At 61.7% G+C, this 22542-nt stretch carries 25 protein-coding genes; 16 read left to right on the top strand and 9 right to left on the bottom strand.

Annotation, left to right across the window (positions count from 1 at the left end):
• The first annotated feature begins 278 nt into the window (after positions 1-278).
• The 3 genes from ASE58_RS06315 (at position 279) to ASE58_RS06305 (ending at position 1649) form a co-directional block, all read left to right on the top strand.
• A complete protein-coding gene (locus ASE58_RS06315) occupies positions 279-935 on the top strand; it encodes an NAD(P)H-dependent oxidoreductase (RefSeq protein ID WP_055764227.1) in 657 nt (218 codons plus the stop codon).
• Between the two features lie 179 nt (positions 936-1114).
• A complete protein-coding gene (locus ASE58_RS06310) occupies positions 1115-1294 on the top strand; it encodes a hypothetical protein (RefSeq protein WP_055764224.1) in 180 nt (59 codons plus the stop codon).
• On the top strand, positions 1287-1649 hold the full coding sequence (locus ASE58_RS06305) for a hypothetical protein (RefSeq protein WP_055764221.1): 363 nt from the start codon (positions 1287-1289) through the stop codon (positions 1647-1649). The genes ASE58_RS06310 and ASE58_RS06305 overlap by 8 nt, the downstream gene beginning before the upstream one ends.
• A gap of 18 nt (positions 1650-1667) precedes the next feature.
• Here the strand turns inward: ASE58_RS06305 and ASE58_RS06300 are convergent, their stop codons facing one another.
• The 5 genes from ASE58_RS06300 to ASE58_RS18430 all read right to left on the bottom strand — a co-directional run bounded on the left by ASE58_RS06300 (position 1668) and on the right by ASE58_RS18430 (position 5026).
• On the bottom strand, positions 1668-2078 hold the full coding sequence (locus ASE58_RS06300) for a low affinity iron permease family protein (protein WP_055764358.1): 411 nt from the start codon (positions 2076-2078) through the stop codon (positions 1668-1670).
• Entirely contained in the window at positions 2071-2514 is a 444-nt protein-coding gene (locus tag ASE58_RS06295; RefSeq protein ID WP_055764218.1) for a response regulator, read from the bottom strand. Before ASE58_RS06295 ends, ASE58_RS06300 begins: the two co-directional genes overlap by 8 nt.
• Before the next feature lie 78 nt (positions 2515-2592).
• Positions 2593-3225 (bottom strand): response regulator transcription factor, encoded by a 633-nt coding sequence (locus tag ASE58_RS06290; RefSeq protein ID WP_055764215.1) that lies wholly within the window; start codon positions 3223-3225, stop codon positions 2593-2595.
• On the bottom strand, positions 3218-4771 hold the full coding sequence (locus tag ASE58_RS06285; RefSeq protein ID WP_235513513.1) for a PAS domain-containing sensor histidine kinase: 1554 nt from the start codon (positions 4769-4771) through the stop codon (positions 3218-3220). The genes ASE58_RS06290 and ASE58_RS06285 overlap by 8 nt, the downstream gene beginning before the upstream one ends.
• Positions 4772-4894: 123 nt before the next feature.
• Entirely contained in the window at positions 4895-5026 is a 132-nt protein-coding gene (locus ASE58_RS18430) for a hypothetical protein (RefSeq protein WP_268795059.1), read from the bottom strand.
• Between the two features lie 253 nt (positions 5027-5279).
• Here ASE58_RS18430 and ASE58_RS06280 point away from each other — a divergent pair, with 253 nt between their 5' ends.
• The 4 genes from ASE58_RS06280 to ASE58_RS06270 all read left to right on the top strand — a co-directional run bounded on the left by ASE58_RS06280 (position 5280) and on the right by ASE58_RS06270 (position 9781).
• A complete protein-coding gene (locus tag ASE58_RS06280; RefSeq protein WP_055818882.1) occupies positions 5280-5978 on the top strand; it encodes a VIT1/CCC1 transporter family protein in 699 nt (232 codons plus the stop codon).
• A gap of 245 nt (positions 5979-6223) precedes the next feature.
• On the top strand, positions 6224-7138 hold the full coding sequence (locus tag ASE58_RS06275) for a L,D-transpeptidase (RefSeq protein WP_055819581.1): 915 nt from the start codon (positions 6224-6226) through the stop codon (positions 7136-7138).
• Between the two features lie 56 nt (positions 7139-7194).
• Positions 7195-7521, top strand: coding sequence for a cation-transporting P-type ATPase (locus ASE58_RS18560; protein ID WP_443024646.1), 327 nt, complete (start codon positions 7195-7197; stop codon positions 7519-7521).
• Positions 7430-9781: a cation-translocating P-type ATPase gene (locus ASE58_RS06270; protein ID WP_055818879.1), complete on the top strand. Its 2352-nt coding sequence runs from the start codon at positions 7430-7432 to the stop codon at positions 9779-9781. Before ASE58_RS18560 ends, ASE58_RS06270 begins: the two co-directional genes overlap by 92 nt.
• On the opposite strand, the gene ASE58_RS06265 is transcribed toward ASE58_RS06270, so the two are convergent.
• Complete coding sequence (locus tag ASE58_RS06265) at positions 9782-11065, bottom strand: glycoside hydrolase family 130 protein (RefSeq protein ID WP_082467711.1); 1284 nt, start codon at positions 11063-11065, stop codon at positions 9782-9784.
• 145 nt (positions 11066-11210) lie between these two features.
• A complete protein-coding gene (locus tag ASE58_RS06260) occupies positions 11211-11765 on the bottom strand; it encodes a GNAT family N-acetyltransferase (RefSeq protein WP_082457258.1) in 555 nt (184 codons plus the stop codon).
• Between the two features lie 281 nt (positions 11766-12046).
• Between ASE58_RS06260 and ASE58_RS17490 the strand changes: the two genes are divergently transcribed.
• From ASE58_RS17490 to ASE58_RS17485, 3 genes are all read left to right on the top strand, one after another.
• The gene (locus ASE58_RS17490) at positions 12047-12259 is read left to right on the top strand and encodes a BON domain-containing protein (protein ID WP_082457251.1); all 213 of its coding nucleotides are present in this window, start codon (positions 12047-12049) and stop codon (positions 12257-12259) included.
• Positions 12256-13389 carry an AI-2E family transporter gene (locus ASE58_RS06255; RefSeq protein WP_055818877.1) on the top strand — a complete coding sequence of 378 codons (1134 nt, stop codon included), beginning with the start codon at positions 12256-12258 and terminating at the stop codon, positions 13387-13389. Before ASE58_RS17490 ends, ASE58_RS06255 begins: the two co-directional genes overlap by 4 nt.
• A gap of 147 nt (positions 13390-13536) precedes the next feature.
• Positions 13537-14496: an L-lactate dehydrogenase gene (locus ASE58_RS17485; RefSeq protein WP_082457249.1), complete on the top strand. Its 960-nt coding sequence runs from the start codon at positions 13537-13539 to the stop codon at positions 14494-14496.
• Positions 14497-14997: 501 nt separating this feature from the next.
• Here the strand turns inward: ASE58_RS17485 and ASE58_RS06250 are convergent.
• A complete protein-coding gene (locus ASE58_RS06250; RefSeq protein ID WP_156347639.1) occupies positions 14998-16944 on the bottom strand; it encodes a site-specific integrase in 1947 nt (648 codons plus the stop codon).
• 478 nt (positions 16945-17422) lie between these two features.
• On the opposite strand from ASE58_RS06250, the gene ASE58_RS17870 reads away from it, so the two are divergent.
• Positions 17423-17599: a hypothetical protein gene (locus tag ASE58_RS17870; RefSeq protein WP_156347638.1), complete on the top strand. Its 177-nt coding sequence runs from the start codon at positions 17423-17425 to the stop codon at positions 17597-17599.
• Between the two features lie 129 nt (positions 17600-17728).
• On the opposite strand, the gene ASE58_RS17865 is transcribed toward ASE58_RS17870, so the two are convergent.
• Positions 17729-17971: a hypothetical protein gene (locus ASE58_RS17865; RefSeq protein WP_156347637.1), complete on the bottom strand. Its 243-nt coding sequence runs from the start codon at positions 17969-17971 to the stop codon at positions 17729-17731.
• Between the two features lie 228 nt (positions 17972-18199).
• Between ASE58_RS17865 and ASE58_RS06245 the strand changes: the two genes are divergently transcribed.
• The 5 genes from ASE58_RS06245 (at position 18200) to ASE58_RS06225 (ending at position 22515) form a co-directional block, all read left to right on the top strand.
• On the top strand, positions 18200-19822 hold the full coding sequence (locus ASE58_RS06245; protein WP_055818871.1) for a M28 family peptidase: 1623 nt from the start codon (positions 18200-18202) through the stop codon (positions 19820-19822).
• 52 nt (positions 19823-19874) lie between these two features.
• The gene (locus tag ASE58_RS06240; protein WP_082467703.1) at positions 19875-20657 is read left to right on the top strand and encodes a DNA/RNA non-specific endonuclease; all 783 of its coding nucleotides are present in this window, start codon (positions 19875-19877) and stop codon (positions 20655-20657) included.
• A 302-nt stretch (positions 20658-20959) separates the two neighbouring features.
• Positions 20960-21142 carry a hypothetical protein gene (locus ASE58_RS06235; RefSeq protein ID WP_235513511.1) on the top strand — a complete coding sequence of 61 codons (183 nt, stop codon included), beginning with the start codon at positions 20960-20962 and terminating at the stop codon, positions 21140-21142.
• Between the two features lie 85 nt (positions 21143-21227).
• The gene (locus ASE58_RS06230; RefSeq protein WP_055818861.1) at positions 21228-21668 is read left to right on the top strand and encodes a MucR family transcriptional regulator; all 441 of its coding nucleotides are present in this window, start codon (positions 21228-21230) and stop codon (positions 21666-21668) included.
• Positions 21669-21885: 217 nt separating this feature from the next.
• Complete coding sequence (locus ASE58_RS06225; protein ID WP_055818860.1) at positions 21886-22515, top strand: SOS response-associated peptidase family protein; 630 nt, start codon at positions 21886-21888, stop codon at positions 22513-22515.
• Positions 22516-22542 lie beyond the last annotated feature (27 nt).

Here is a 22542-nt window from a genome sequence, read left to right as displayed (position 1 = left end):
AGCTCCACAAACGAGTTCGTTCGGCATACTTGCCTAGTCTATCCTCTGGGTGACAGACTCGGAAACTACACAGAGCAGGCAAGAACGCCGGTCCTGTAGCCTAATTTGCACGGATTTTTCACCATTATATGCTAGGAATTACGTAGTTTCCGAGGATGCGTCCTAATGCCTATAGCGTATATTCCGGGTTTTGCTTAGCGGGATAGGAGCAGTAGTCCGGCGAGTATCCTACCGGCTCCCGCCGTCCTCCGCTGCTTCGCAAATGATCGGGCAATACGATGCGCATACAGGACAAGGCCGCAACGCAAACCGGGCGGCATGCTGTCATCCTGTGTACTCCCGATCCACACAGCTTTAACCGTGCGATCGCCGACTGCTATTGCGAAGAGGTTCACGCGGCCGGACAGGAAACTGTGCTGCGCGATCTGTATGCCATGCATTTCGATCCAGTACTGTATTCGAATGAGCGACCAACCCTTGCAACACTGGTGCTGGCAAAAGATGTGATCGCGGAAAAAAATATCCTGTGGGGATGCGACGTCTTCGTCCTGATTTATCCGATCTGGTTTGGTTCGGCTCCTGCCATGATGAAGGGGTATGTCGAGCGCGTATTCGGTGCCGGCGTAACGCCGGAAGACGTACGCCGTCAGGACAGAGGCACCCTGCTGGGTGGGAAAAGATTACTGAGCTTCACCACCTCGGCAATGTCGCAGTACTGGTTAAGTGAAGCAGGGCAGGATATTGCGCTGACAACGATTTTTGACGACTACATTGTGCATGCGTTCGGCATGCATGCGCGGGAACACAAGCGGTTCGGGCAAGTCACTAGCGAAATGGACCAAAAATCCGTAGAGCAGCATCTTGCGAGGGTTGCAAGACAGGCGCAGCGAACATGCGGGCAGGTCGCATCAGCCGTGAGAAAACCTACGCCCTAGGCACGTCCAAACGGCATACGATGTCGGTACTGCGCAATCTTAAGTGTTCCGATGCGGTGGCTCGTCACCTCTAGGTATATCCCGACCGTGTTGCCCCGACGCGCCAAGGCCTATCGAGATAGGCAGCCGTTCGAGGACGATCATTCCGATCGTCTGGCGCACCGAATCAGGAGATCGCGATGTACACGGACCCGGACGAAGCCGCCTATTGCATCACGCGGATCGCACGCTCTCGGGCGCTGGCGGCGGCGTCGATCGACAGCGGCGCGCGCGCTTCGCATGCCGGTATTGCCGATGCGTATATCAATCGACTGACGTCGCTGACCAGAACGCCGGTCCGGATCGTGTTCGATGTGTAAGTCTGGCGTACAGCCGACGGCTGCCGCGTTTCGCGCCGAAGCGCTCGCGCGTTGGGATAACGAGGGCGGGGCGTTGTCTTACGGCGTGACGGTCGTACCGCCCGTCGTCGACGCCAGCCATCACTTGTCCCATGATGAGCTGGTCCATTTGCGAAGTCGGGTGATCGCGCTGGAACAGGCAATGATCGCAATGATGGCCGGCGGCTCTGACGACCAGCGCGCCCTGATCCACGATATGGCTGCGTTCGTTCGTCCGCCGATGGATGCCGTGCAAGACCCGCTGATGATGCACGCTGCCGATCTGATGGATCATATGGCCGATCGGGCGACGCTCCTTGCCCGCGTTCTCGGCTGAACGGGCTTTAGACGGTCGTCAAAGGCGGCGTGTGAGATTGGCGAGACTGACGGCCGGTGAAACCCGGCCCGCGATATCGCCGCATTCCTGCTCCAGATCGGATCGCACTTTCTCTATCTCACGATCGGTCAGGTGTTCGATCCCGATGAACTGCGATCGGGCCGCGTCGACGGCCCTGATCAATTCATCCAGTTTGGCCTGCATGGCCGCTGCATCCCGGTTCTGTGAGTTCTGGATCAGGAAGACCATCAGGAACGTGACGATCGTCGTCGCTGTATTCACGACCAGCTGCCATGTGTCCGAATAGCCGAAGAGTGGCCCGGTAACCGACCAGAGGAGGATGATTCCGACCGCTGTCGCGAAGGCACCGGGTTGGCCGGCAAACCCGGCGATCCGCGTAGCGGCGACCGTGAAGAGGCGGTCAAGCATCGTCAGCATTCGAAGAAGAACCGGCGGGCCTGCGCGCAGGGGCGTCGCCATTGATCGATGCGGCGATTGCGATCAGCAGCGCGCGATCGCCGATGCCGCGCTGGAGCACGGTGTCGCCGTGACGTTCGGCCTCGGTCAGCACCGGGCTGCCGGGGGCAAGGCCGTCGAGCAGCAACGCCCTGCCGCGCCAGCCACTGGTCCGCATTTCGCGGAGGAGGGCAAGACCGTCGATAGCCTCCATTTCCATGTCGAGAATGATGCAGGGATAGTCCCGCGCGCGCGGATCGGCGAGCAGGGCGGCACAGGTGGCGTAAGACCGAACGGCATAGTCTTCGGAGCGGAGCATCAGCTGTCGGGCGTGACGAACCGCGGTGTCCCCATCGACGAGCGAAACGCCGGTCGCTCCCGGCGACGCGGCGCTGGTTTCATTCTGCATGCGAATATCCTTGGGTTTCTGCATGGATCGCATGCCGGTAAGGTCATGTCTGTACGTAGAAGACGAGGGCCCGGCCGGTTATCGCTCGGCTCCGTCGTCGCCGAGGCCCGCCGCGAACGCGATCCGCAGGACATCGGACAGACTACGCGCGGACAGCTTGTCCATCAGGTTGGCGCGATGAACCTCGACCGTCCGCGTGGCGATGCCAAGCTCGAACGCGATCAGCTTGTTTGGTCGTCCCAGTACCATGCCATCCAGAACATCGCGCTCGCGCGGCGTCAGCGCTGCCAGTCGAACGGTTGCTTCGGCGGCGGCGATCCGGCTGCGGTCGGTCCGTCCGGCGAGTCCCAGTGCTTCGTCGATCGCGGCCAGCAGCGCTGTCCGTTCGAACGGCTTTTCCAGAAACTCTATCGCGCCGGCCTTTACCGCGCGTACTGCAAGCGTCACGTCGCCATGGCCGGTCAGCATGATTACTGGAAGCGCGATACCCTGCCGGGAAAGCCTTGCCTGTACCTCCATTCCGTCGATCTCCGGCATGCGGACGTCGAGCAGCGCGCAGCCGCTAGTTTCGCGAGTAACGGAAGCAAGGAATTTCAGGCCGGACACATAGCTCTTGACGCTATAACCAGCCTTGCGGAGCAGGAAGCCGACCGACTGCCGGATCGCTTCGTCGTCGTCGACGATGTGGACGGTGCGGGCGGGATCAGACATCCTCGCGGCCTGCCAGCGGAACGCAGAAATGGAAGGCGGTTCCCGACCGGGCGCCCGCTTCCGCCCATATCCGGCCGCCATGCGCTTCGACAATCGTCCGGCAGATCGACAGGCCGAGACCCATGCCATCCTCCTTGGTCGTCGCGAAGGCTTCGAACAACCGGTCGCGAATGTCGGGGGACAGGCCGGTGCCCGTATCGGTCACGGTTACGCGCACCCAGCCATCGCGATCGGCCGCTGTCGCGATGATCAGTTCCTTGATGGGCGACGACACCATCGACTGAATCCCGTTGCGGATGAGGTTGACCAGCACCTGCTGGATCTGGACGCGGTCGACCAGCACCGTGTCGAGCCCCGCCGCGATCGGCATGGTCACATTGACCCCCGCCTCATGCGCGCCAAGCAGGGCAAGGCTGGTGGCTTCTTCCACCAGCATGTCGAGCCGTTCCGCCTTGAACCCGGTGTCGCCGCCATCGACGAATGCGCGCAGCCGGCGCACGATCGTGCCAGCACGAAGCGATTGCGCCGCCGCCTGGTCGAGGGCTTCGGCGATCTCGCCGAGCAGAACGTCGCCGGTATCGCCGATCATAAAGCGCATCGTTTCGAGATAAGCGGCGATGGCGGTCAGCGGCTGATTGATTTCATGCGCCAGCGTCGAGGCCATCGTCCCCATCGCGCTGACGCGGGAGACATGGATCAGTTCAGACTGCAGTTCCTGCATCCGCCGTGCGGTTTCGTGGCGGTGGGTCAGGTCGCGCACGAAGCCGGTGAAAATCCGCTCGCCCGCGATCACGGCCTCGCCAACGGCCAGTTCGATCGGAAAGGTGTCGCCGTTGGCACGTTGCGCCGTCGCGATGCGGACATTGCCGATATTGTGGGGAATGCCGGTCCGGAGATAGGTTCGTAGATGACCGTCATGCTCGCGTCTGTCAGCGGGCGGCATCAGCATGCTGACATTGCGTCCGATCACGTCTGCCTTGGCATAGCCGAACAGCCGTTCGGCAGTGGTGCTGAACGAGGATACGATGCCGCGTTCGTCCATCACGATCATGGCATCGGGAACGGTCGCGAGGATCGAGCGCAGATGATGTTCGCGCCGGACGACCGCCGCTTCCGACGCCTTCTGGTCGGTGACGTCGCGAATGACCTTGCCGAAGCCGCGCAGCTCGCCGGACTCGTTGCGAAGCGCGGTGATTGTCACGCTCGCAAGAAACTCCGACCCATCCTTCCGAAGCCGCCAGCTATCTTCCTCAATGCGGCCGAACGCCGCCGCCCGGATCAGGTCATCGGCCGGTTTTCCGACGGCGACATCGTCGGGGGTGTAGAAGATCGCGGAATCGACACCGATGATTTCCGCCTCGGTCCACCCCTTCATTCGCTCGGCACCGCGGTTCCAGATCGTCACCCGTCCGTGCGCGTCCAGCATGTAGATCGCATAGCCCATCGCCCCGTCGATCAGCAGGCCCAGTTCCTCGGCCACGACCGCATTCCTGCGGGCGACGGCGTCGGCATCCAGTACGCTGCCGCAGGGCAGAGCGTCGTTCACGACGGCGGCGCGGTCTGTTTGCGGGTACGAAAATCGATCACGGGACGGCTCCGATCGGGTCATAGCCCGAACCGTCGGCAACCCATGCCGGCTCAACGCATCGCGACGCGATCGGGCGCAATGTCAGGCCAGCGGCCGGAGCAGCGTCATGGTGATCTCGCCAGCAACGAGCATCGAGAGCACGCCACCTCCGATCGAAACCCGTCGGTTCATACTGGCGATTGGCTGCAGAAGGGCGTGGAATGCGTCGATCATGATCGTCGTCCTCGATGTCTGACGGTGGCCTGCTCCCTATTGCGGATCGATCCTATTGTGGTTTCACACATTGCCGGACGGGCGCGAAGACAATCACAGTACGGGGACCATCCCGCACGGTCCGCGTAGTTCCCGATGCTGGGGTCACTCTCGTCAACCGCTATGTCCGGCGTTTAGCAGCCGTATTGGCTGGTATTCAGATCGGGGTGGCAACCCATGTCGATGACCACGCCTACTTCGACAGAGATATTCGATGCCCGCTGACGCGCATCGCGAGGGGCATGTCGTCAACCGCATCGGATGGCTGCGTGCGGCGGTTCTTGGTGCCAATGACGGGATCGTTTCCACCGCGAGTCTCGTGCTCGGCGTCGCAGCCGCGAATGCGCGGACATCGAACATCGTGATCGCCGGAACTGCCGGACTGGTGGCGGGGGCGATGTCGATGGCCGCGGGCGAATATGTCTCTGTCAGTGCCCAGGCCGATACCGAAAATGCGGAGATCGGGCGGGAGCGGCGCGAGCTTGCCGTCGATCCGGTCGGTGAACTGGCCGAGCTCGCCGGGATCTATGTCGAAAGAGGCGTCGACCACGCGACGGCGGTCGCGGTCGCTACGCAATTGATGGCGCACGATGCATTGGGTGCGCATGCCCGCGACGAGCTGGACCTGACGGTGGGCGCCCGCGCCCGGCCGGTACAGGCAGCGCTGGCATCGGCCGCGAGTTTCACGGTAGGTGCCGCGATGCCGTTGCTGGCAGTCTTTGCGATGCCGGCCGATCGGTTGATCGCGGGGGTGGCAAGTTCGTCGCTGCTGTTCCTGGCGGTTCTGGGGGCGCTGGGGGCCAAGGCGGGGGACGCCGCGGTGTGGCGCGGCACCTGCCGCGTCACCTTCTGGGGGGCGTTCGCAATGGCGGTTACCGCCTTGATCGGCCATCTGATCGGCGGAACGGTGTGATCGCATTTCCCGGCGGAGGTGGTCGTCGCCAGCCCGGATCACAGCTGCGTAGTTGCCGATGCTGATACCGGCTCGTTCCGGTCGATAGGGTCCGTTCGCCGCTTGCACCCGACCCGTCGGGATCGCGCAGGGTCGGCCGTCAGCATCGGATACGACTTATGATGACCATCACTCGCGCGACCGACGTCCGAAGCCGCGACCGGTCCGGTGCGATCGGCAGGCAGGCGTTCGGACTGTTGCTCGCCATGCTGGCACCAGCCACAGCGTCTGCGCAGACCCCGCCGGTCATCGTCGCCGATGGCCGGATCGAGGCGCTGAAACCGGGCGAGTACCTTTGGGCACCCGGCATCGCGCCCGAGGGGCCGGTCACGATCATCGTCAGCCTCAAGACCCAGAAGGCCTATGTCTATCGCGACGGCGTGGCGATCGGCGTGTCGACGGTTTCCACGGGCGCTAAGGGGTTCGCGACGCCGACGGGGGTGTTCACGGTTCTCCAGAAGGACGCGGATCACGTGTCCAACCTGTACAAGGACGCTGCGATACCGTTCATGCAGCGGCTTACCTGGAGCGGGATCGCGATGCACGCCGGCAAACTGCCGGGCTATCCTGCGTCGCATGGTTGCATCCGAATGCCGATCGCTTTTGCAAAACTGTTGTTCGGAATTACCCCAATGGGCATCACCGTCGTCATCACAAACGACCCACTGGTTCCGGTGACGGTTCAGCCGCCTGCAATCTTGAAGCAAGGTGCTGCGGCGGGTGCCGCTGCCGCCTTTATCTGGATCCCAGCTAAGTCACTGACTGGTCCGGTGTCCATCGTCGTCAGCGGTCGTGACAAGCGGGTCGTCGTCCTGCGGAACGGCATCGAAATCGGTTCGAGTGCGATCCTGCTCGACGCGCCGATCGAACGTACCGCCGCCTTCACGCTTCAGTCGAGCGATGCCACAGGCGAGCATTGGCTGCGCCTGCCGTTGCCCGGCGAAACCCGCACCGGCGAGTTGACCGCCGAAGATCGGGACAAGGCGCACCTGCCCGCCGGTTTTCGTGAGGCACTGGCAACGGTCCTGACCCCCGGCGCGACGTTGCTGGTGACCCGTGAGACGCTGGCGAGCGCCGGGACCGGCACGGCGGTCACCATTATCGAGGCCGATCGCCCGTGATCTCGGCGAAGCCGCGTATCGAGGGCGATGCTGTGGTGCCGCCCGCGTGGCATGCGATGCCGATTGGCGAGGTCGAACGCCGCCTGGCGACGTCCACTGGCGGGCTGGCATCGGATGAGGCGGCGGAACGGTTACGGCGCGATGGTCCGAACGCACTGGCCCCGCCACCCACCCCTTCAACCATTCTGCGGTTCGTCCGGCAATTCAACAGCCCGCTCCATCTATCTGCTGATCGCGGCGGCAGGCGTATCGCTGGGTCTTGGCCACAGAACCGACGCGGGCTTCATCGGTGTGGTGCTGGTCATCAACGCGCTCATCGGCACCATTCAGGAAGGCAAGGCAGCCGGCAGTCTGGCTGCGCTGCAGACCATGATCGGGCATAGCGCGCCAGTAAGGCGCGGTGGCGCTGTATCGGTCATCGATACCCGCGACATCGTCGTCGGTGACAGGGTCGAGCTGGAAAGCGGAATGGCGGTCCCTGCCGACATCCGCTTGTCGCAAACTACCATGCTGCGCGTCGATCAATCGGCCTTCACCGGGGAATCTATCCCTGTGCCCAAGGACGATGGCGCCACCCTGCTCGAACGGACGTCGCCCGGCGATCGGACGACGATGCTGCTGGCAGGTACGATGGTCGCGGAAGGCAGGGGCAGCGGCATCGTCGTCGCGACCGCCGGCGACACTGCGCTCGGCGCGATCGATGCGTCGCTGCGCGATGCGAAGGCGACGCCTCCACCACTTGTCGTGCGCCTTGATCGGCTTGCGCGGCAGATCAGCATCGCCGCCATCGCGTTGATCGTGCCGTTTGCCATCGTTCTGCTGATGCAGGGGCGGCCGGGCGACCAGATCCTGCTGCTGGCGGTGGCGCTGGCGGTTTCGGCGATTCCGGAAGGGCTGTCGATCGCGGTCACCGTCGCGCTGGCGGCGGGTACGCGCCGGATGGCGGCGCGCAACGTCATCGTCCGTTCGCTGCCGGCGGTGGAGGGATTGGGCGCCTGCACGATCATCGCCAGCGACAAGACCGGCACGCTGACCCGCAACATCCTGTCAGCCGAGCGCGTCCTGCTGACGGACGGCCAGGATATCCGGCGGGCGGATTGGCCAGCGCATGCCAACGCGCTGGCCGCGATCCGTTATGCTGCCGCGCTGTGCAACGAAGCCTCGACCGGTCCCGACGGCGTGGCCGTTGGCGATACCGTCGACGTCGCGCTGCTCGGCTTCGCAGATGGCGGCGGCATCGATCTGCAGGCGCTGCGCGCGATCGTCAGGGTCGCTGCGTTGCCCTATGAGCCGGTCCGCAAATTCGCGACCGTCGTCGTCGATACGCCGCAGGGTCGGCGGCTGTTCGCGAAGGGGGCACTCGAAACCATCCAGACAATGTGTCGGCCGATCGATGCCGCCCTGACCACGCGCGCGCTTGCCATGGCGGAAGCAGGCTACCGGATTATCGCCGTCGCCGCTTCCGATGGATCGACGGCGGTCGACGCGACCGCGCCGGGCGCTCTCGTCCTGTTAGGCTGGATCGGGCTGATCGATCCGGTCCGGACCGAAGTGCCCGCCGCGATCGCACTTTGCGCTGCGGCAGGTGTCGGCGTCCGCATGGTGACAGGCGATCATCCTGCCACTGCACTTACGATCGCGCGCGGGCTGGGCCTTGCGGTCCGCAAGGATCAGGTCGTCACCGGTACGCAGATGAGAGAACTGGCGGGCGAGAATTTGGCATTGTCGAGAATGGTGCTCGCCGGCCGCGTGTTCGCAAGGATCGAGCCGGTCCAGAAGCTGGAGATCGTCCGGATCCTCAGCGCCAGCGGCGAACTGGTCGCGGTTACGGGCGACGGCGTCAACGACGCACCCGCATTGCAGGCTGCGCATATCGGCGTGGCGATGGGTCTGGCCGGGACCGATGTCGCACGCGGCGCGGCGGACCTAGTGCTGGCGGACGACAATTTCGCATCGATCGTGGCGGGGATCGAGGAAGGCCGGGTCACCTATGCCAATGTGCGGCGGATCGTCATCATCCTGCTGGCCACCGGTATGGCGGAGATCGGCATGTTCCTCGGCGCGGTTGCGTTCGGTTTGCCGATGCCGCTGACCGCCGTGCAGTTGCTGTGGCTCAACCTCGTCACCAACGGCGCGCAGGACGTGATGCTGGGTTTCGGTCGTGGCGAAGGCGATGAATTGTCACAACCACCGCGCAGGCCGGACGAACCCATCCTCGATCGCAGCGCGATCATGCTGATGATCCCGCCCGCGCTGGTGATGACCGGGTTCGCACTGTTCCTGGTTCAGGCCCTGCACCGCGACGGCCATCCGTTGGCCGAAATCCAGAACGCCGTCCTGCTCATGACGGTCCTGTTCCAGAACGTCTATGTGCTGTGCATGCGCAGCGAGCGGCGGTCCATCCTGCGCGAACCGATATTGTCCAATCCATGGCTGCTGCTGGGCATCGCCGTCGCGATCACGTTGCAACTGGCCGCGATGTTCTGGCCGCCCTTGGGCAGCATCCTCGGGACGGGACCGGTATCGGGGCGCACGCTGTGGTTCTGTCTCGGCGCGACGGTTTCGACGGTGGTCGTCACGGAAGCGACCAAGCGCGCCGTCGCTGGCGTCCGTCGGGAACACCCGGTTCGTTCCTCAGCGTGACTATTGCATCGCCGCGAGCAGCCGGTCGACCGGCATGGTTGCAAAGGTCGTGAAACTGTCGGCTACGGCGTAAGGCAGGATCAGCGTCCGGCCATGGAGGAGCGCGCCGCAGCTATAAGTGACGTTGGGGACACAACCCTTGCGCTCGGTCGGACCGGCCCGGATCAGCGGACGGGTTGTACGACGCAGCAACCGCGACGGATCTTCACGATCGAGCAGGCACGCGCCGATCGCATAATTGCGCATCGCCCCCACTCCGTGGGTCAGCACCAGCCAGCCCTCCGCAAGCTCGATCGGTGAACCACAATTGCCGATCTGGACGAACTCCCATGGCCATCGCGGTTCAATGATAGTCGTGCCGGTTGACCAGTCGTACAGGTCTTGCGACCAGACGAGGGAAATGGTTTCATTGTCGGCGCGACTGAGCATGGCATAGCGGCCGCCGATGCGTCGCGGGAACAACGCCATCCCCTTGCCGGCACCGGCCGCGCCGTGAAGGGTGTCGAGCGTGAAGGAGCGGAAGTCGGCCGTTCGCAACAGCTCCTGACGAATGCCCTGCGCACTATACGCGGTATAAGTGCCGATCCACGACAGCGTTCCGTCATCGTCGACAAAGCGCACGAGACGCAGGTCCTCGATCCCGTTGCGTTGCGCCGGGGTCGACGGAAAGATGACGATTTCCGACAGGGCGTATCCGTCCTCGCACTGCATCCGGACCCTTGCGCCCCGCACGCTGGCTAAGGCCGCATCCTCGACCTGCGGGACGATCGCCCGCGCGCCCTGCGGTTCGAGGACGATATTGCCATCAGCATCGCACACGCCGGTCCGGAACGCGATCGAGGAGACATGTCCTTCGCCAACCGCGCGTAGCGACAGGACGAAGCGTATCGAACCCGCCGCGATGCCCCACTGGTCAGGGTGCGGCACGATGCTGGGGTTGAAGAGGGCCGCTGCCTGATAACCATATTCCTGGCAGAAATAGGCACCGATCAGCAGTGTGCGCGCGTCGCCAACCGGTTGATCGAGGCCGATGATGCCCTGCACCTCGGCATAGCGCCGCGCGAACATCGCCTCGACCTGCGGCTGATGCCCGGCAAAGTCGCTGCTCAGCGTTTGTAGTTCGGCCGCGACGGTCGTATCATCAAGCGCCACGACCCGCGCCGCGATCCGCCGCGCCCGCGCATGTTCTTCGTCGGCGCCCGGCACATAGGGCCGGATGACGACGCGGGATGGATCGGGGCGCAGGACGATGTCGAGGCGATGAACGAACGCGGCATTGGACAATCGACGGCTACCTTGATGATCGGACCTGTCACGATGGCTGCCGGCATGGAAATGGCGCAGTGCTGCTCGCCAACGCGCGTATCGCGAGGGCCATGATGTCGTTCCCCAGCGTACGATAGGGCTGCATCGTCAGGCGCCCCCTGCGTCAAAGCACCATGCGCAGCACGATCAGCGTAGGATCGCCGGGACAGGGCGACGCCGACCAGCCCATGTCGCGTTCCAGTTCGATCGCCTGGTGATTGTCCCGGCTTTCGATGGATTCCAGGGTCGCGATGCCTTCGGATCGTGCGAACTGCACCACGTGCTCGACGAGCGTCCAGCTGATGCCGCGATGCTTGAAATCCGACCGGATCGCCACCGCCACCTCGGCATTGGTTCGCGTTTCGTCTGCGGCGATCATCGCCGTCGCGATGACCAGACCGGTACCGCTCTCGATCGCCAGAAAGTTTTCGACGCGGTGGTGATCGATCGTCACCAATGCCGTCAATTGGTCGTGTCCGACCTTTCGAACCGTACTGAGAAAGCGAAACCGCAGATCCTCACTGCTGACATGGGTGAAGAACTCCGCGAGGGCAGGTTCGTCGGCCGGTGCCGCCGGGCGGACATGGAAGCGATATCCGTCCCGCGCCGTCAGGTCAGCACTCCAGTCGGCGTCTGATGAGGGCGATGCAGATGGCCCCGCAGGGCGGGGGGTGGCCATGTCGATCACACAGGATCCTCAGATAGCAATTGCGGGCGATGGCTGTGCCGCGACACACCCTCGCCCCAGATTCTAGACGGCCGAACCCTGCTAACGCAGACTCGGGAAACACGTAGGAGCGGTAGGCGCCAGGTGTTCACAAACACCGTCCGCGCGCTGCGTCGTGTAGTCCCCATGGCCCTGCGTAGTTTCCGATTCTTTGCAAACGCACGCCACGCGCTAATTTAATAGGGTAAGGTGGAGTTCAACCCGCCGTTCACCTCCTTTTTCAGGAAGTCACGATGCCCCATGACCGCGCGCTTCAGAAGGCCGTTCTTACCGAACTCGAATGCGAACCTAGCGTAGATGCCGCGCACATTGGCGCGCCTGCCGTTGGCGGCGTCATGACGCTGTCCGGAACGGTATCGTCGATGGCGGATCGCGCTTTCGCCTGCCGCACGGCATGGAACGCAAAGGCGGTTTCGACAGTCCAAGATCTTCTTGCAGTCGCATGAAGATGAACGCTCCATCGGTTTTTAGCCGGTTGGAGCGTGGACGGCAGCTCCGCATTGCCCTGCCAAATTTTTCACTTGGTCTTGTCGCTGTCACGGTGACAGCGATGTTTATATGGTCGATCTGGGCATTCGCTGGCGCCATCCTCTGGAGTGTCGTCGCTGCGATCATGTTCTCGCCGCTGAATGATCGCCTGCTGAAGATTTTCCCAAGGGAACGAACCGTTGCTGCGATCCTTACGCTTCTCGTCATCATCGCAATGGGCGTTCTTCCAGGCGTAGCACTGTTCATGTTCCTGCTCGATCAGGCGGGATCGATGTATGCGGAAGTGCAGTCGGGAAAACTTGATATCCCGGCAATTTTCGAGCGAGTTCAAGCTGGGCTGCCCGATTGGATCATTGCGGCCATGCGCCGCACCGGCGTAACCGATCTGGCGTCGCTGCGGGAACAACTGTCGATCGGCCTCACGGCGAGGCTGCAGATGCTCGCGTTGCATGCGATGACCATTGGACAAGGCGTTGCCAGCTTCCTTCTGTCCTTGGCTACGATGCTCTATCTGACCTTTTTCCTGGTGCGCGACGGACGTTCGATGGCGACCGCAATCGCCAGCACCGTGCCCCTTGCCGTCGACGACCGCCGGATGCTCGCGGACAGGTTCGTCAGCGTGGTTCGGGCTACGGTAAAAGGCGGGGTGCTCGTCGGTGCGGCGCAGGGGTTCGTCGGAGGCGGCATCATGGCCTTGTTAGGGGTTCCCAATGCGCTGCTTTGGGCGGTGGTGATTGCGCTTTGCTCGTTGCTGCCCGCAGTGGGAACCGGGATCGTGTGGGTACCGGTTTCCATCTATCTCTTCGCAACGGACGGCATATGGCATGGCTTGATCATGGCCGTGTCCGGGTTGGTTATTATCGGCTCGGTGGACAATGTTCTGCGGCCGATCCTGATCGGGCGCGAAACCAATATCCCCGATTTCCTTGTGCTGGTGACGACCCTTGGCGGGTTGGTCGCCTTTGGATTCAACGGACTCCTGATCGGCCCCGTTCTTGCGGGGATATTCATCTCCTGCTGGGATCTGATCGGTTCAAAGACCGGCACATTTTATAATGGCAAGGGTCGGTGTACTGTTAATGTTTAGATCCATCCCAAATAGGCCATGTAAGCCTAGCGGGAATTGTGGATTCAATTTTGAGGAAATGATGATGAGAAGTTCCATTTTTTACGCTGCAGCAGGTTTACTTGGGGCAGGTTGCAAACAATTCCCGATCCTGCAATCGGTGATGCTGTGACGACACACGCGGCAACGCCATCTTCGAACAGGATCGCATTTATCGGCGCCGGCCATGTCGGTGCGACCGCGGCTTACGCGATGATGCTTCGTGCTCTGTTCCGCGAAATCGTTCTGATCGACAGCAATGAAGCCTTGGCCGAAGCCGAAGCTGCCGATATTACGGATGCGAATGCACTAGCGAGACCGGCGCGGATTTGGGCTGGGTCCTACGCGGACGCTGCCACGGCCGGGATTGCGGTCATAACCGCCGGGGCGGCATCACATGGCAGCGAAAGCCGCCTGTCACTGGCCTCTGCCAGTGCGGGGATCGTAATCGAGTGCGTACAGCGTCTGGCGCGTGCCGGGTTCTCCGGGGTTCTTGTCATCGCTTCAAACCCGGTCGACATCATGACCACGCTGGCGATCCGCCATGCTGGACTTCCCCGGCATCGGGTGATCGGGACCGGAACGCTTCTTGACACCAGTCGCCTCAAGCAGGTTTTGTCAGCGGCTCTTGATGTATCGGCCAGCGCCATCGAAGGGTATGTTCTCGGCGAGCACGGCGATAGCGAGGTTACCGTTTTTTCAAGCGTTCGGATCGGCGGGCAATCGATTCACGACTTTGATGAGGCTGCGAAAGCGTTGGATCTACCCGCGATCGGAGCGCAGGTCCGCGACGCGGCATACGGGATCGTTCGAGGCAAAGGCTTTACATCATTCGGTGTCGCAACCGCCATCGTGCGCATTTGCGAAGCCATTGTTCGCAACGAGCGATGCGTACTGCCTGTCAGTACATGGATCGATCAGCATTTTGGTCATAACGAACTATGCTCGAGTCTTCCGTGTATTATTGGTTCGGGCGGTATTGAACGCGTTATCGTACCGGTACTGAATGCAAACGAGGAAGATGCACTGTCTTCCTCAGCGCGAAAGCTCGGCGACGCACTTCGAGCGTTAGATGGGCTGGCAGGTTAGTACTTGGTAAAGATATCGGATAATATCAGAATCCAGACCTTGCTTTGCGTGATCCTGTTCGCTGCGCTGAAGCTGTCGATAATGTACTTGTGATGAACCATGCAGCCTTAGATTAGCCGTTATGCAGGTTGTTTGTTCCTGAGATATGACAATGACATATTTTGATTTTTACATGCCTTCTGTGCGAAGCGCATTGCCTTGAAATTTGGATGTTATAAGATGGAATAGTAAACCATGGTTGCTTAGAGGTCCTGTCGTGCAGAACTAACGAGTGGCGAAACCTCAAAAGTGCGGAGGCACATTCGGGTGTCCAATTGTGGGCGCATTCCGCCTATAGCAGGCAAGCTTATGTTCGCCGCAAGTGGATACTGAAAGCCCTAAGCTGCCAATGTCGGCTTTTGTCGGAATCCGTCACTTAACGAACCGGTTTGCAAGGACGGCTTTGTCCCAAAGACGGCTATTTCCACGCATACTACCCCGCTACCGGCCAACCGCGCAAAATTATCCACTGGCCTTCAAACGGGCCGGACGAGGCTGGCGGCTGGAGGCAGGTAGAAGACGCGTAGGCAGGGGCCGAAGGCGATTGGTGACCTTGGGGATTTGGTCTACCGCTTCCTTCAACCGGGTCAGCCGCGCCGCCTTCGAGTAACGACCGGCGGTTTCTCCGCTCATGGTATGGCCGACCAGATCGGCACGCGTTTCTAGAAAAACTTCACGGTGCTTCAGCTCCGTTGTGACCGTGTGACGGAAGGAGTGAATGGCCTGGCCCGGCTCGATGAAGTCCAGCTTCCGGGCAATCTTCATCCACCAGTTCTTGTAATAGACGTCGCCATAGCTCCGCTTGCCCGACGTGGTCCGAAGCTCGGGAAACAGCATCGTTTCACCCGCCGCGCGCAGCGCCTTGACATAGCCCGGCAGCCCGAGCCGGATCAGTTCGTCGGCGAATGGCACTAGTCGCACCGCTGCCCTGTTCTTGACACGCCCACCATTCTCGTCGGTGATCGTGAAGAACCAGATCCCGTTTTCCTCACCAATGTCGTCGAGCGTCAGCTGGCAGATTTCCTCTCGCCGGCAGCCGGTGTACCAGGCGATGGGCAGCACCCAAAAGCCCGCATCGTGCCAAATTTCGGCCCCCTGCTCGAGCCGACGCCGGAGCGATCGCGACCCGGTCCAGATCGGCAGACGAAACAGTTGCCGCCCTTCCTCCTCGGTATACGCGTCGCGCTGATCCCGCGCGTCGCGATCATCTTCATAAAGGAAGTCCGACCAGTCGATGGTGGCGACGCCGTCGACCTGCTTGCCGACCCAGGCCATCAATTCCTTCAGGAAGAGGAAGTGGCGGTTCGTGCTGGTCGACTGGAGCCCGATCGTCTTCGCGTCGCGCGTGCCGGCCTTGATCTCCGCCTCCGCCTCGCGACAGATTTCCTCGAGCGACATCGCGTCGTGGCGTCGCGACTTGTGGTGGCTGACGGGCAGGCGGGAGAAATGCTCGTTGAGCCGGACCACGTCCTCGCGTCCGACGAGGCGTATCGGGCGCGCGCCATAGCTCTTCTCAAGCAGGCGGGCCGCCGAAAGGAATTGCGTCCGCGTCTTCTCCGTCCAGCGGGCCCTGCGCCTCGCGTCACCGACGATCTTGGGATTGTCGGCGATGAACCGCTCCGCGGCCTGGCTCGGCGTCATCGATGCCCACGGCTCGGCCACCTCCGGCTCGCGCGGCGGAGGCGGAGCTGGAACGGTCGCCGCCGCGGCAGCAACAGCGGATAAAGGCATCGGCGCGGCCGGAACACGATCATCGGTCATGGCCGCCCACATCGTCGCCGGATCGACGAGGCGACGCCGATATTCCAGCGCGGCCGCCAGCCGCCCTTCCAGATTGACCTTCCGGGCGATGTCGAGATTATCCTCGGTCTCGACGACGCCCACCGTTCGAAGATCCTGAACGGCCCTGTCGTGCGACCGTTCACGCCAGTCCGGTCGATCGGCAAAGAAGTCGATCAGCGTTTCCTTCTGCTCGTCCGTCAGCCCGGGAAAACGCGTCTCGACATGTTGGCGGCTGCCCACATTCTCCGGGACGCCATGCACGACGAAATCCCTCAGCATCGCCTCATATATGCCGACGAGCCCCTCGATCATGAAAGTCGCGTCGGGTTCTGTACGCTGGTAGCCAACATGGACCTGCTCGAGATGATCGCGCATCCTCTCCATCGCTTTGCGGAAGATCCCGGCCTTCTGGACGGTTGTCAGACTTGCGGTTCTGCCGTCCTGGCCCAAGGTCATCTTCAGCGTCTCGCTCTTCGCGGTCATCGCGCACCCCATGCTGCGCGCTACCGCCTGGGCGGTCGTTCGAAGGCTGAGGCGTAGCGTAAAAGGCTTACCATCCTGAAAACGGACGGTACGGCGCCAGTAATAGACGGCGCCTCGGCGCTCGACGTTCTGGATCGCAGGCACGGCATCTCCACATGGAGCCGTCACACCCACCGGCCCAATCCGGTGGTTGCGACCAATTTTCTGCGGCTAAAACAATAACTTAGATAGCAGACTGGCTGGGGCGGCAGGAGCCTGAACCCAGATACTAAACCCCAGCGAAACTGCCATTCTTGGCGTTGGACCAGTGCCGATCGACATCGATTCTGTAGCAGCATGATGGTAGGAATGGTCAAGGCTCAATACACGCGCGCTAAGCGCCAAATTCGCCATCCCTCGCTAGGCCGAGCCCGACAGTGCGCCCTGTGAACAATTCGATGTTCCATGTTCGGTCTGAGGGGCGTTCACGCATGCTAGCGAAGGGGATTGGTAAGCCGGCCTGACGCAGAACCACCTTGGGTGCCTGAGCTCATCGCCTATGAAGTGGCAACAAGCCAATTTCGGCCATCTTGTGTCCGACTATGCGAACGATGCGTTTGGTGTGTCCAGACAGGAGCATCATATGACCGACCGCACCAAAGTAGACCATGATTTCGAATCTCCAATCGACCTTTCGATCCAACCAACAGGGAACGGCGTCGCCGATATGGAGCTTGCGAAACTACAGGCGGCCGTTGACGAGGGAGTTGAAGATCCATCAATTGTAACGCCTCTCCCCAACGACAGTGCTATCGATTGAGTTCGCCGGCATCCTGGCGGGAGCGCCTGTCAAATGGCGCTCCCGATCTGAGATTGGCTATGCATTTGTATAATTTGCAAGCGGTATCTCGCTGACCTTTGCCACCAGGTTATGGGCTGAAGCGATTAGCTAGTATCGCGATTTACTGGTGACCACCACGGTCCGGAAATACCGCGCGGCTTTACCGTAATCGGCACAGGAAATGGTGTAGGACATGCCCGCCGCGGCGGCCTTGTTGCCTGCAAGCAATAGCATGTTTCCTGAAATAGAAGATCCGCCCTTCACCATCGCTGGGCAAAGCCCCGAGCCATCAACCTGTGTTTTTCCGTCAAAGCCAAGCGTTGGCCGGCATTTTCTAGCGATCGGAAACACGGCGTCAGCGATAAAATATCTTCGGGCAGCGTTCCTTATGACGCATTAGGTACCTCGCTCGTCGGAAGCGTCTGCAGCTACTAACGCAAAACAGGCGGGTTTGAACAAGCATTGGTCAGATGGTCTATGGCCGGTTCGCTCTCGCAGCCGCTTGGCAGTGCGGACTAGCGCACATCTCGAACTGAGCACCGCTCGCCAATCGACGCCAACTGCCATAGGCTAGCGGTGATGAAAGCTGTTCTTGCGCTCGCCGCCCTCCCCCTCATCGCTGCCGCACCGGCACCCGATCCAGTATCCCCGGCTGCGCTGTCGGCCGATGTGAAGGTGCTCGCCAGCGATGCGTTCGGCGGTCGCGCGCCGGGTATGGAAGGCGAAACGAAGACGGTTGAGTGGCTGATCGCGCAGTTCAAGGCGATGGGGTTACAGCCCGGCGGACCGGACGGCAGCTGGACGCAGCCGGTGCCGCTGGTGCGCACGCGGATCGGAAAAGGCATGGTCCGCGCCAATGGCATCGACTGGACGGCGGGCAAGGACGTGTATCTGTCGACCGTGCGACCGGTCGCGCGAGCGGCCGTCCGGAACGCGCCGCTGGTCTTCGTCGGCTATGGCGTCCACGCGCCGGAGCGTAACTGGGACGATTTCAAGGGGGTCGACCTCAAGGGCAAGGTTGCAGTCTTTCTAGTCAACGATCCCGATTTCGAGGCAACTGGGACTGACGACGCGCGGGGCAAGTTTGGTGACCGCCGGATGACCTATTACGGGCGCTGGACATACAAGTTCGAAGAGGCGGCACGGCGCGGCGCGGTGGCGGCGCTGATCGTCCACGACACGCCGGGCGCCGGCTATGGTTGGGCGACGGTGACGGCGCCTGCGGGCGAAAACTACGATGTCGCCCGCCCGCCGGCGCCGCGCGTGATGCTGCAGGGCTGGATCGAAGGCGGTGCGGCGACGCGGCTGTTCGCTGCCGCAGGACAGGACCTTGCGCAATTGCGCAGGGCGGCCCGTCAGTCGAATTTCCGGCCGGTCGCGCTGAAGGGCGAAGGGTTTTCCGCCGATCTGCCTGTTGAGGTGACCCGAGCGACCAGCCGCAACGTCCTGGCGAAGCTACCGGGTCGCAGCCAACCGGGCGAGGTTGTCATGTACGGCGCGCATTGGGATGCCTATGGCGAAGGCGCGCCGGACGCACAGGGTCGTCGCATCCGACCCGGCGCAAACGACGATGCGCTGGGAACGGCCGGAGTCCTCGCGATCGCACGCGCCGCTGCCCGAGCTAAGCCGGCTACACGCACCCAAGTCTTCGCGCTGTGGACCGGCGAGGAGCGCGGACTGCTGGGGTCGGAAACGTACGCCGCCAACCCGGTCTATCCGGTGGCAAAGACAGTTGCGAACCTGACGCTCGACATTCTCCAGACGGCCGGCCCGGCGCGCGATGTGCTGCTGGTCGGTGTGGGACAGAACACGCTGGAGGACGCGCTGACTGCCGCTGCACGGACCCAGAACCGGGTTGTTACGCCGGAAGCCCTGCCCGAGCGGGGGCTATTCTACCGTGCCGATCACTTTTCATTGGCACGCCGGGGCGTCCCGACGCTGCTGCTGATGGCGATCAGTGGCGCGCCCGATCTGGTCGCAGGCGGTCGCGCTGCCGGACAGGTGTGGCTCGACGGTTATATGCGCTGCTATCACCAGACCTGCGACGCATGGTCGGCCGACTGGGACTTGCGTGGTGCCGCGGCAGATGTCGATCTAGTTCGCCAAATCGGCTTCGACTTAGCCAGTAGCAGTGCTTGGCCGATGTGGCGGAAGGGATCAGAATTTGCTGCGGTTCGAGCGAAGACCCGCGAGCTTCGATAGCACATCATACTGACCCAAGCCTTCGAGAAACACGCTTTGCGAAAGGGCATGTGTGAGGAAGCTTCTTTTCTCCCTAGTTGCATTCATGACGGTACCTACTCCTTTTGGTCCAGCAGCGTACGCGAAAGACGGCGGTGAACTACACACCTTCCATTGCCTGCACGGTTGCCCGATTGGTGCTGGAGATATCGACGACATCATCGTACGCGAAATCTACACGCTGGCGTCGAACGATCTGACGAAGATGGCGGACTGGGTCGCGTACCGCGTCACGCCGTCGTCGATCGGGCCGTCGGGCGAACGCAAATGGGCTGCCGACCCGTGGCTTACCCCGGAAGAGACACTCGAGCGCGAAGACTATGACGACGCGCCCGCGGCGCTGGGAATAGATCGCGGCCATCAAGCGCCCCTAGCGGGGCAGTCCGGAACGCCGTTCGCTGCCGATACGAACATCCTATCGAACATTACGCCTCAGGGCGCTGCGCTGAACCAGGGCGCATGGCAGCGATTGGAAGCGAGCGAAAACGATCTCGCTCTTCGGGAGAATATCGCCGTCTACGTCCTGACTGGACCGCTCTTCGAACGAGTTATGCCCCCTTTACCCAAGGCGGACGAGCGCCACCGCGTTCCTTCAGGATATTGGAAGGTAATCATGACGCAGGATGGCCGGTTAGCGAGCTTCATCATGGATACTGGCGCTGCGCGATCACTGAATTTCTGCGACGCTCGCACCCCGTTAGACGAGATAGAGTTGCGGTCACGCCTGGGGTTCTTTCCGCGGTTGACGAAGCGATCGTTCAAAGACCTCTCCGCAACACTGGGCTGTCAAAATTAACACTCGATGATAGCCCCCTCCCCGATCTGAACCGTGCGACAACCTCCCTTTCTTTATCGGCGGGACGCGTTCCCTGAGCTGGCAGCCATTATCATCCCCTCTGATCGCCAATTCCGACCAACGCGTTTGCTTAATTGATCCTGGCTATTGCGCGAAAAGAGTGACCGGTCCATGCGGCAGCACGGGAGTTAAACCGTCATGCATTGTGGATCGAAAGACTGCCGTGACGGCATGCACCTCTGCAACATTCCCAGCCGATACCCAATCTCATCCACTAGGATTGCGATATGCTCAGAGCCCGGATGAAACGTCTTGCTGGACATGGCGAGCGTGCCGAGCGGCGGATCAACGCCGTGGAGACTGCAATCATCACCTTAGACGATGACGATCTACTCGATCTTGCAGATATATTTGAAGCCCGACCCGATAATCCAATCAAGGAGATCGCGCGCGCAGAAATGCAAAAGCGCGCGATTAGTTTGTAGAAACTATCGTTAAGTTCGGGATTGAACGGCAGTCAAGCGCAGCGTATTTGTTGCAAACCCGGATTCAAATGCCGAGAGAATATTGATGACCGAAATGACGAAGACGATCGAACTCGCGACCGAACTGACAGTCGCCTGGCTCGAGAATGCCAACACCCGAGCGACGTCTGCCGACGTGCCAGCCTTTCTGCAGACGATGCATGACACGTTGTTGAAGCTCGAAGAACCAAACGCTGCTCAGGCAGAGCCCGAGGAAAAGGCTGAGAAGCACGCGCCTGCGGTATCGGTTCGCAAGTCTCTGGCATCGCCGGAATATATTCTGTCGATGATCGACGGCAAGCCATATCGGACCCTGCGTCGGCATCTATCCGGCCATGGCTTGACCCCCGAGCAGTACCGTGAGCGCTATAACCTCAAAGCCGACTACCCGATGGTAGCCCCGACCTACAGCGAAAGCCGGCGCGCGATGGCCAAGACGATTGGCTTGGGCCGCAAGCCGCGCAAGGCGCAGCCAAGCGACCAATAACCAGTAACCTCTTGCCGATCGGGCAAACGAGCCTGCGCGAAGTCGGCTCGCTTACGCTTCTTATTGCAGCCCAGGCATGGAGTGCCGTCCGGGTAACCGGCGGCACTCCTACGCCTCAGCCTCACGGCTCGAACGCACCGAACGGCGTTCACGCCTCTCGCAATTCTGCCGCTCAGCATGTCTCGTCGCTTCGGACGGTCGAGCCTATCTAAGACAAATGTGTAATCGAGCCCGCTTCGCAGGCGAACCTGCAGACTTGTTCGGATCGGCAGGAAAGCTGTTCCCCGAGCGTCCCCGCGACAACCGATTTGATCCGCAGGAACTGCGCCCTAAAGGTCGCTGCTACGTGATCCGCGAACAGGATGGCGAACGCGGCTGGGATATCATGTCGTGGGACGTGCTGGGCGGGCGTGCGACTTGGCCCATGACAAATGTGCGCAACCTAAAGTTACCGCAGTGGCGCAAGCTTGCGGAGGACCCGACAAATCGCTGCCTCGTCCCTCTAACCGAATTTTGCGAATGGACGCCGGACAAACACGACCTTGGCGACGGTAAGCCGGCGCTGAAGGGCGAGATGTGGTTTCGGGTGATCGATCAGCCGATATTCGCTGTAGCCGGGTTCTGGCAGGAGACTGCCGAAGGCAAAGGTTTCGCAATGGTCACATGCGACGCGAACGAACTGGTGAAACCGGTCCATCCCAAGGCTATGATCACGATCTTACGGCCGCAGGATATCGATACCTGGTTGCACGGCAGCTATGACGATGTGATCGCGTTGCAGCAGCCCTATGACGCGTCACACATGAAGGTTCGAGGGCCAGTTTTTCCTACACGGCATTTAGCGTGATGAGTCGGGTGACCGTACCCAACCCCC

Origin of the sequence: Sphingomonas sp. Leaf9, assembly GCF_001421355.1 — a bacterium.
Taxonomy (GTDB): Bacteria; Pseudomonadota; Alphaproteobacteria; order Sphingomonadales; family Sphingomonadaceae; genus Sphingomonas.
Note: the sequence above shows the minus strand (reverse complement) of the source record. Positions and strands in the feature narration are given on the sequence as shown.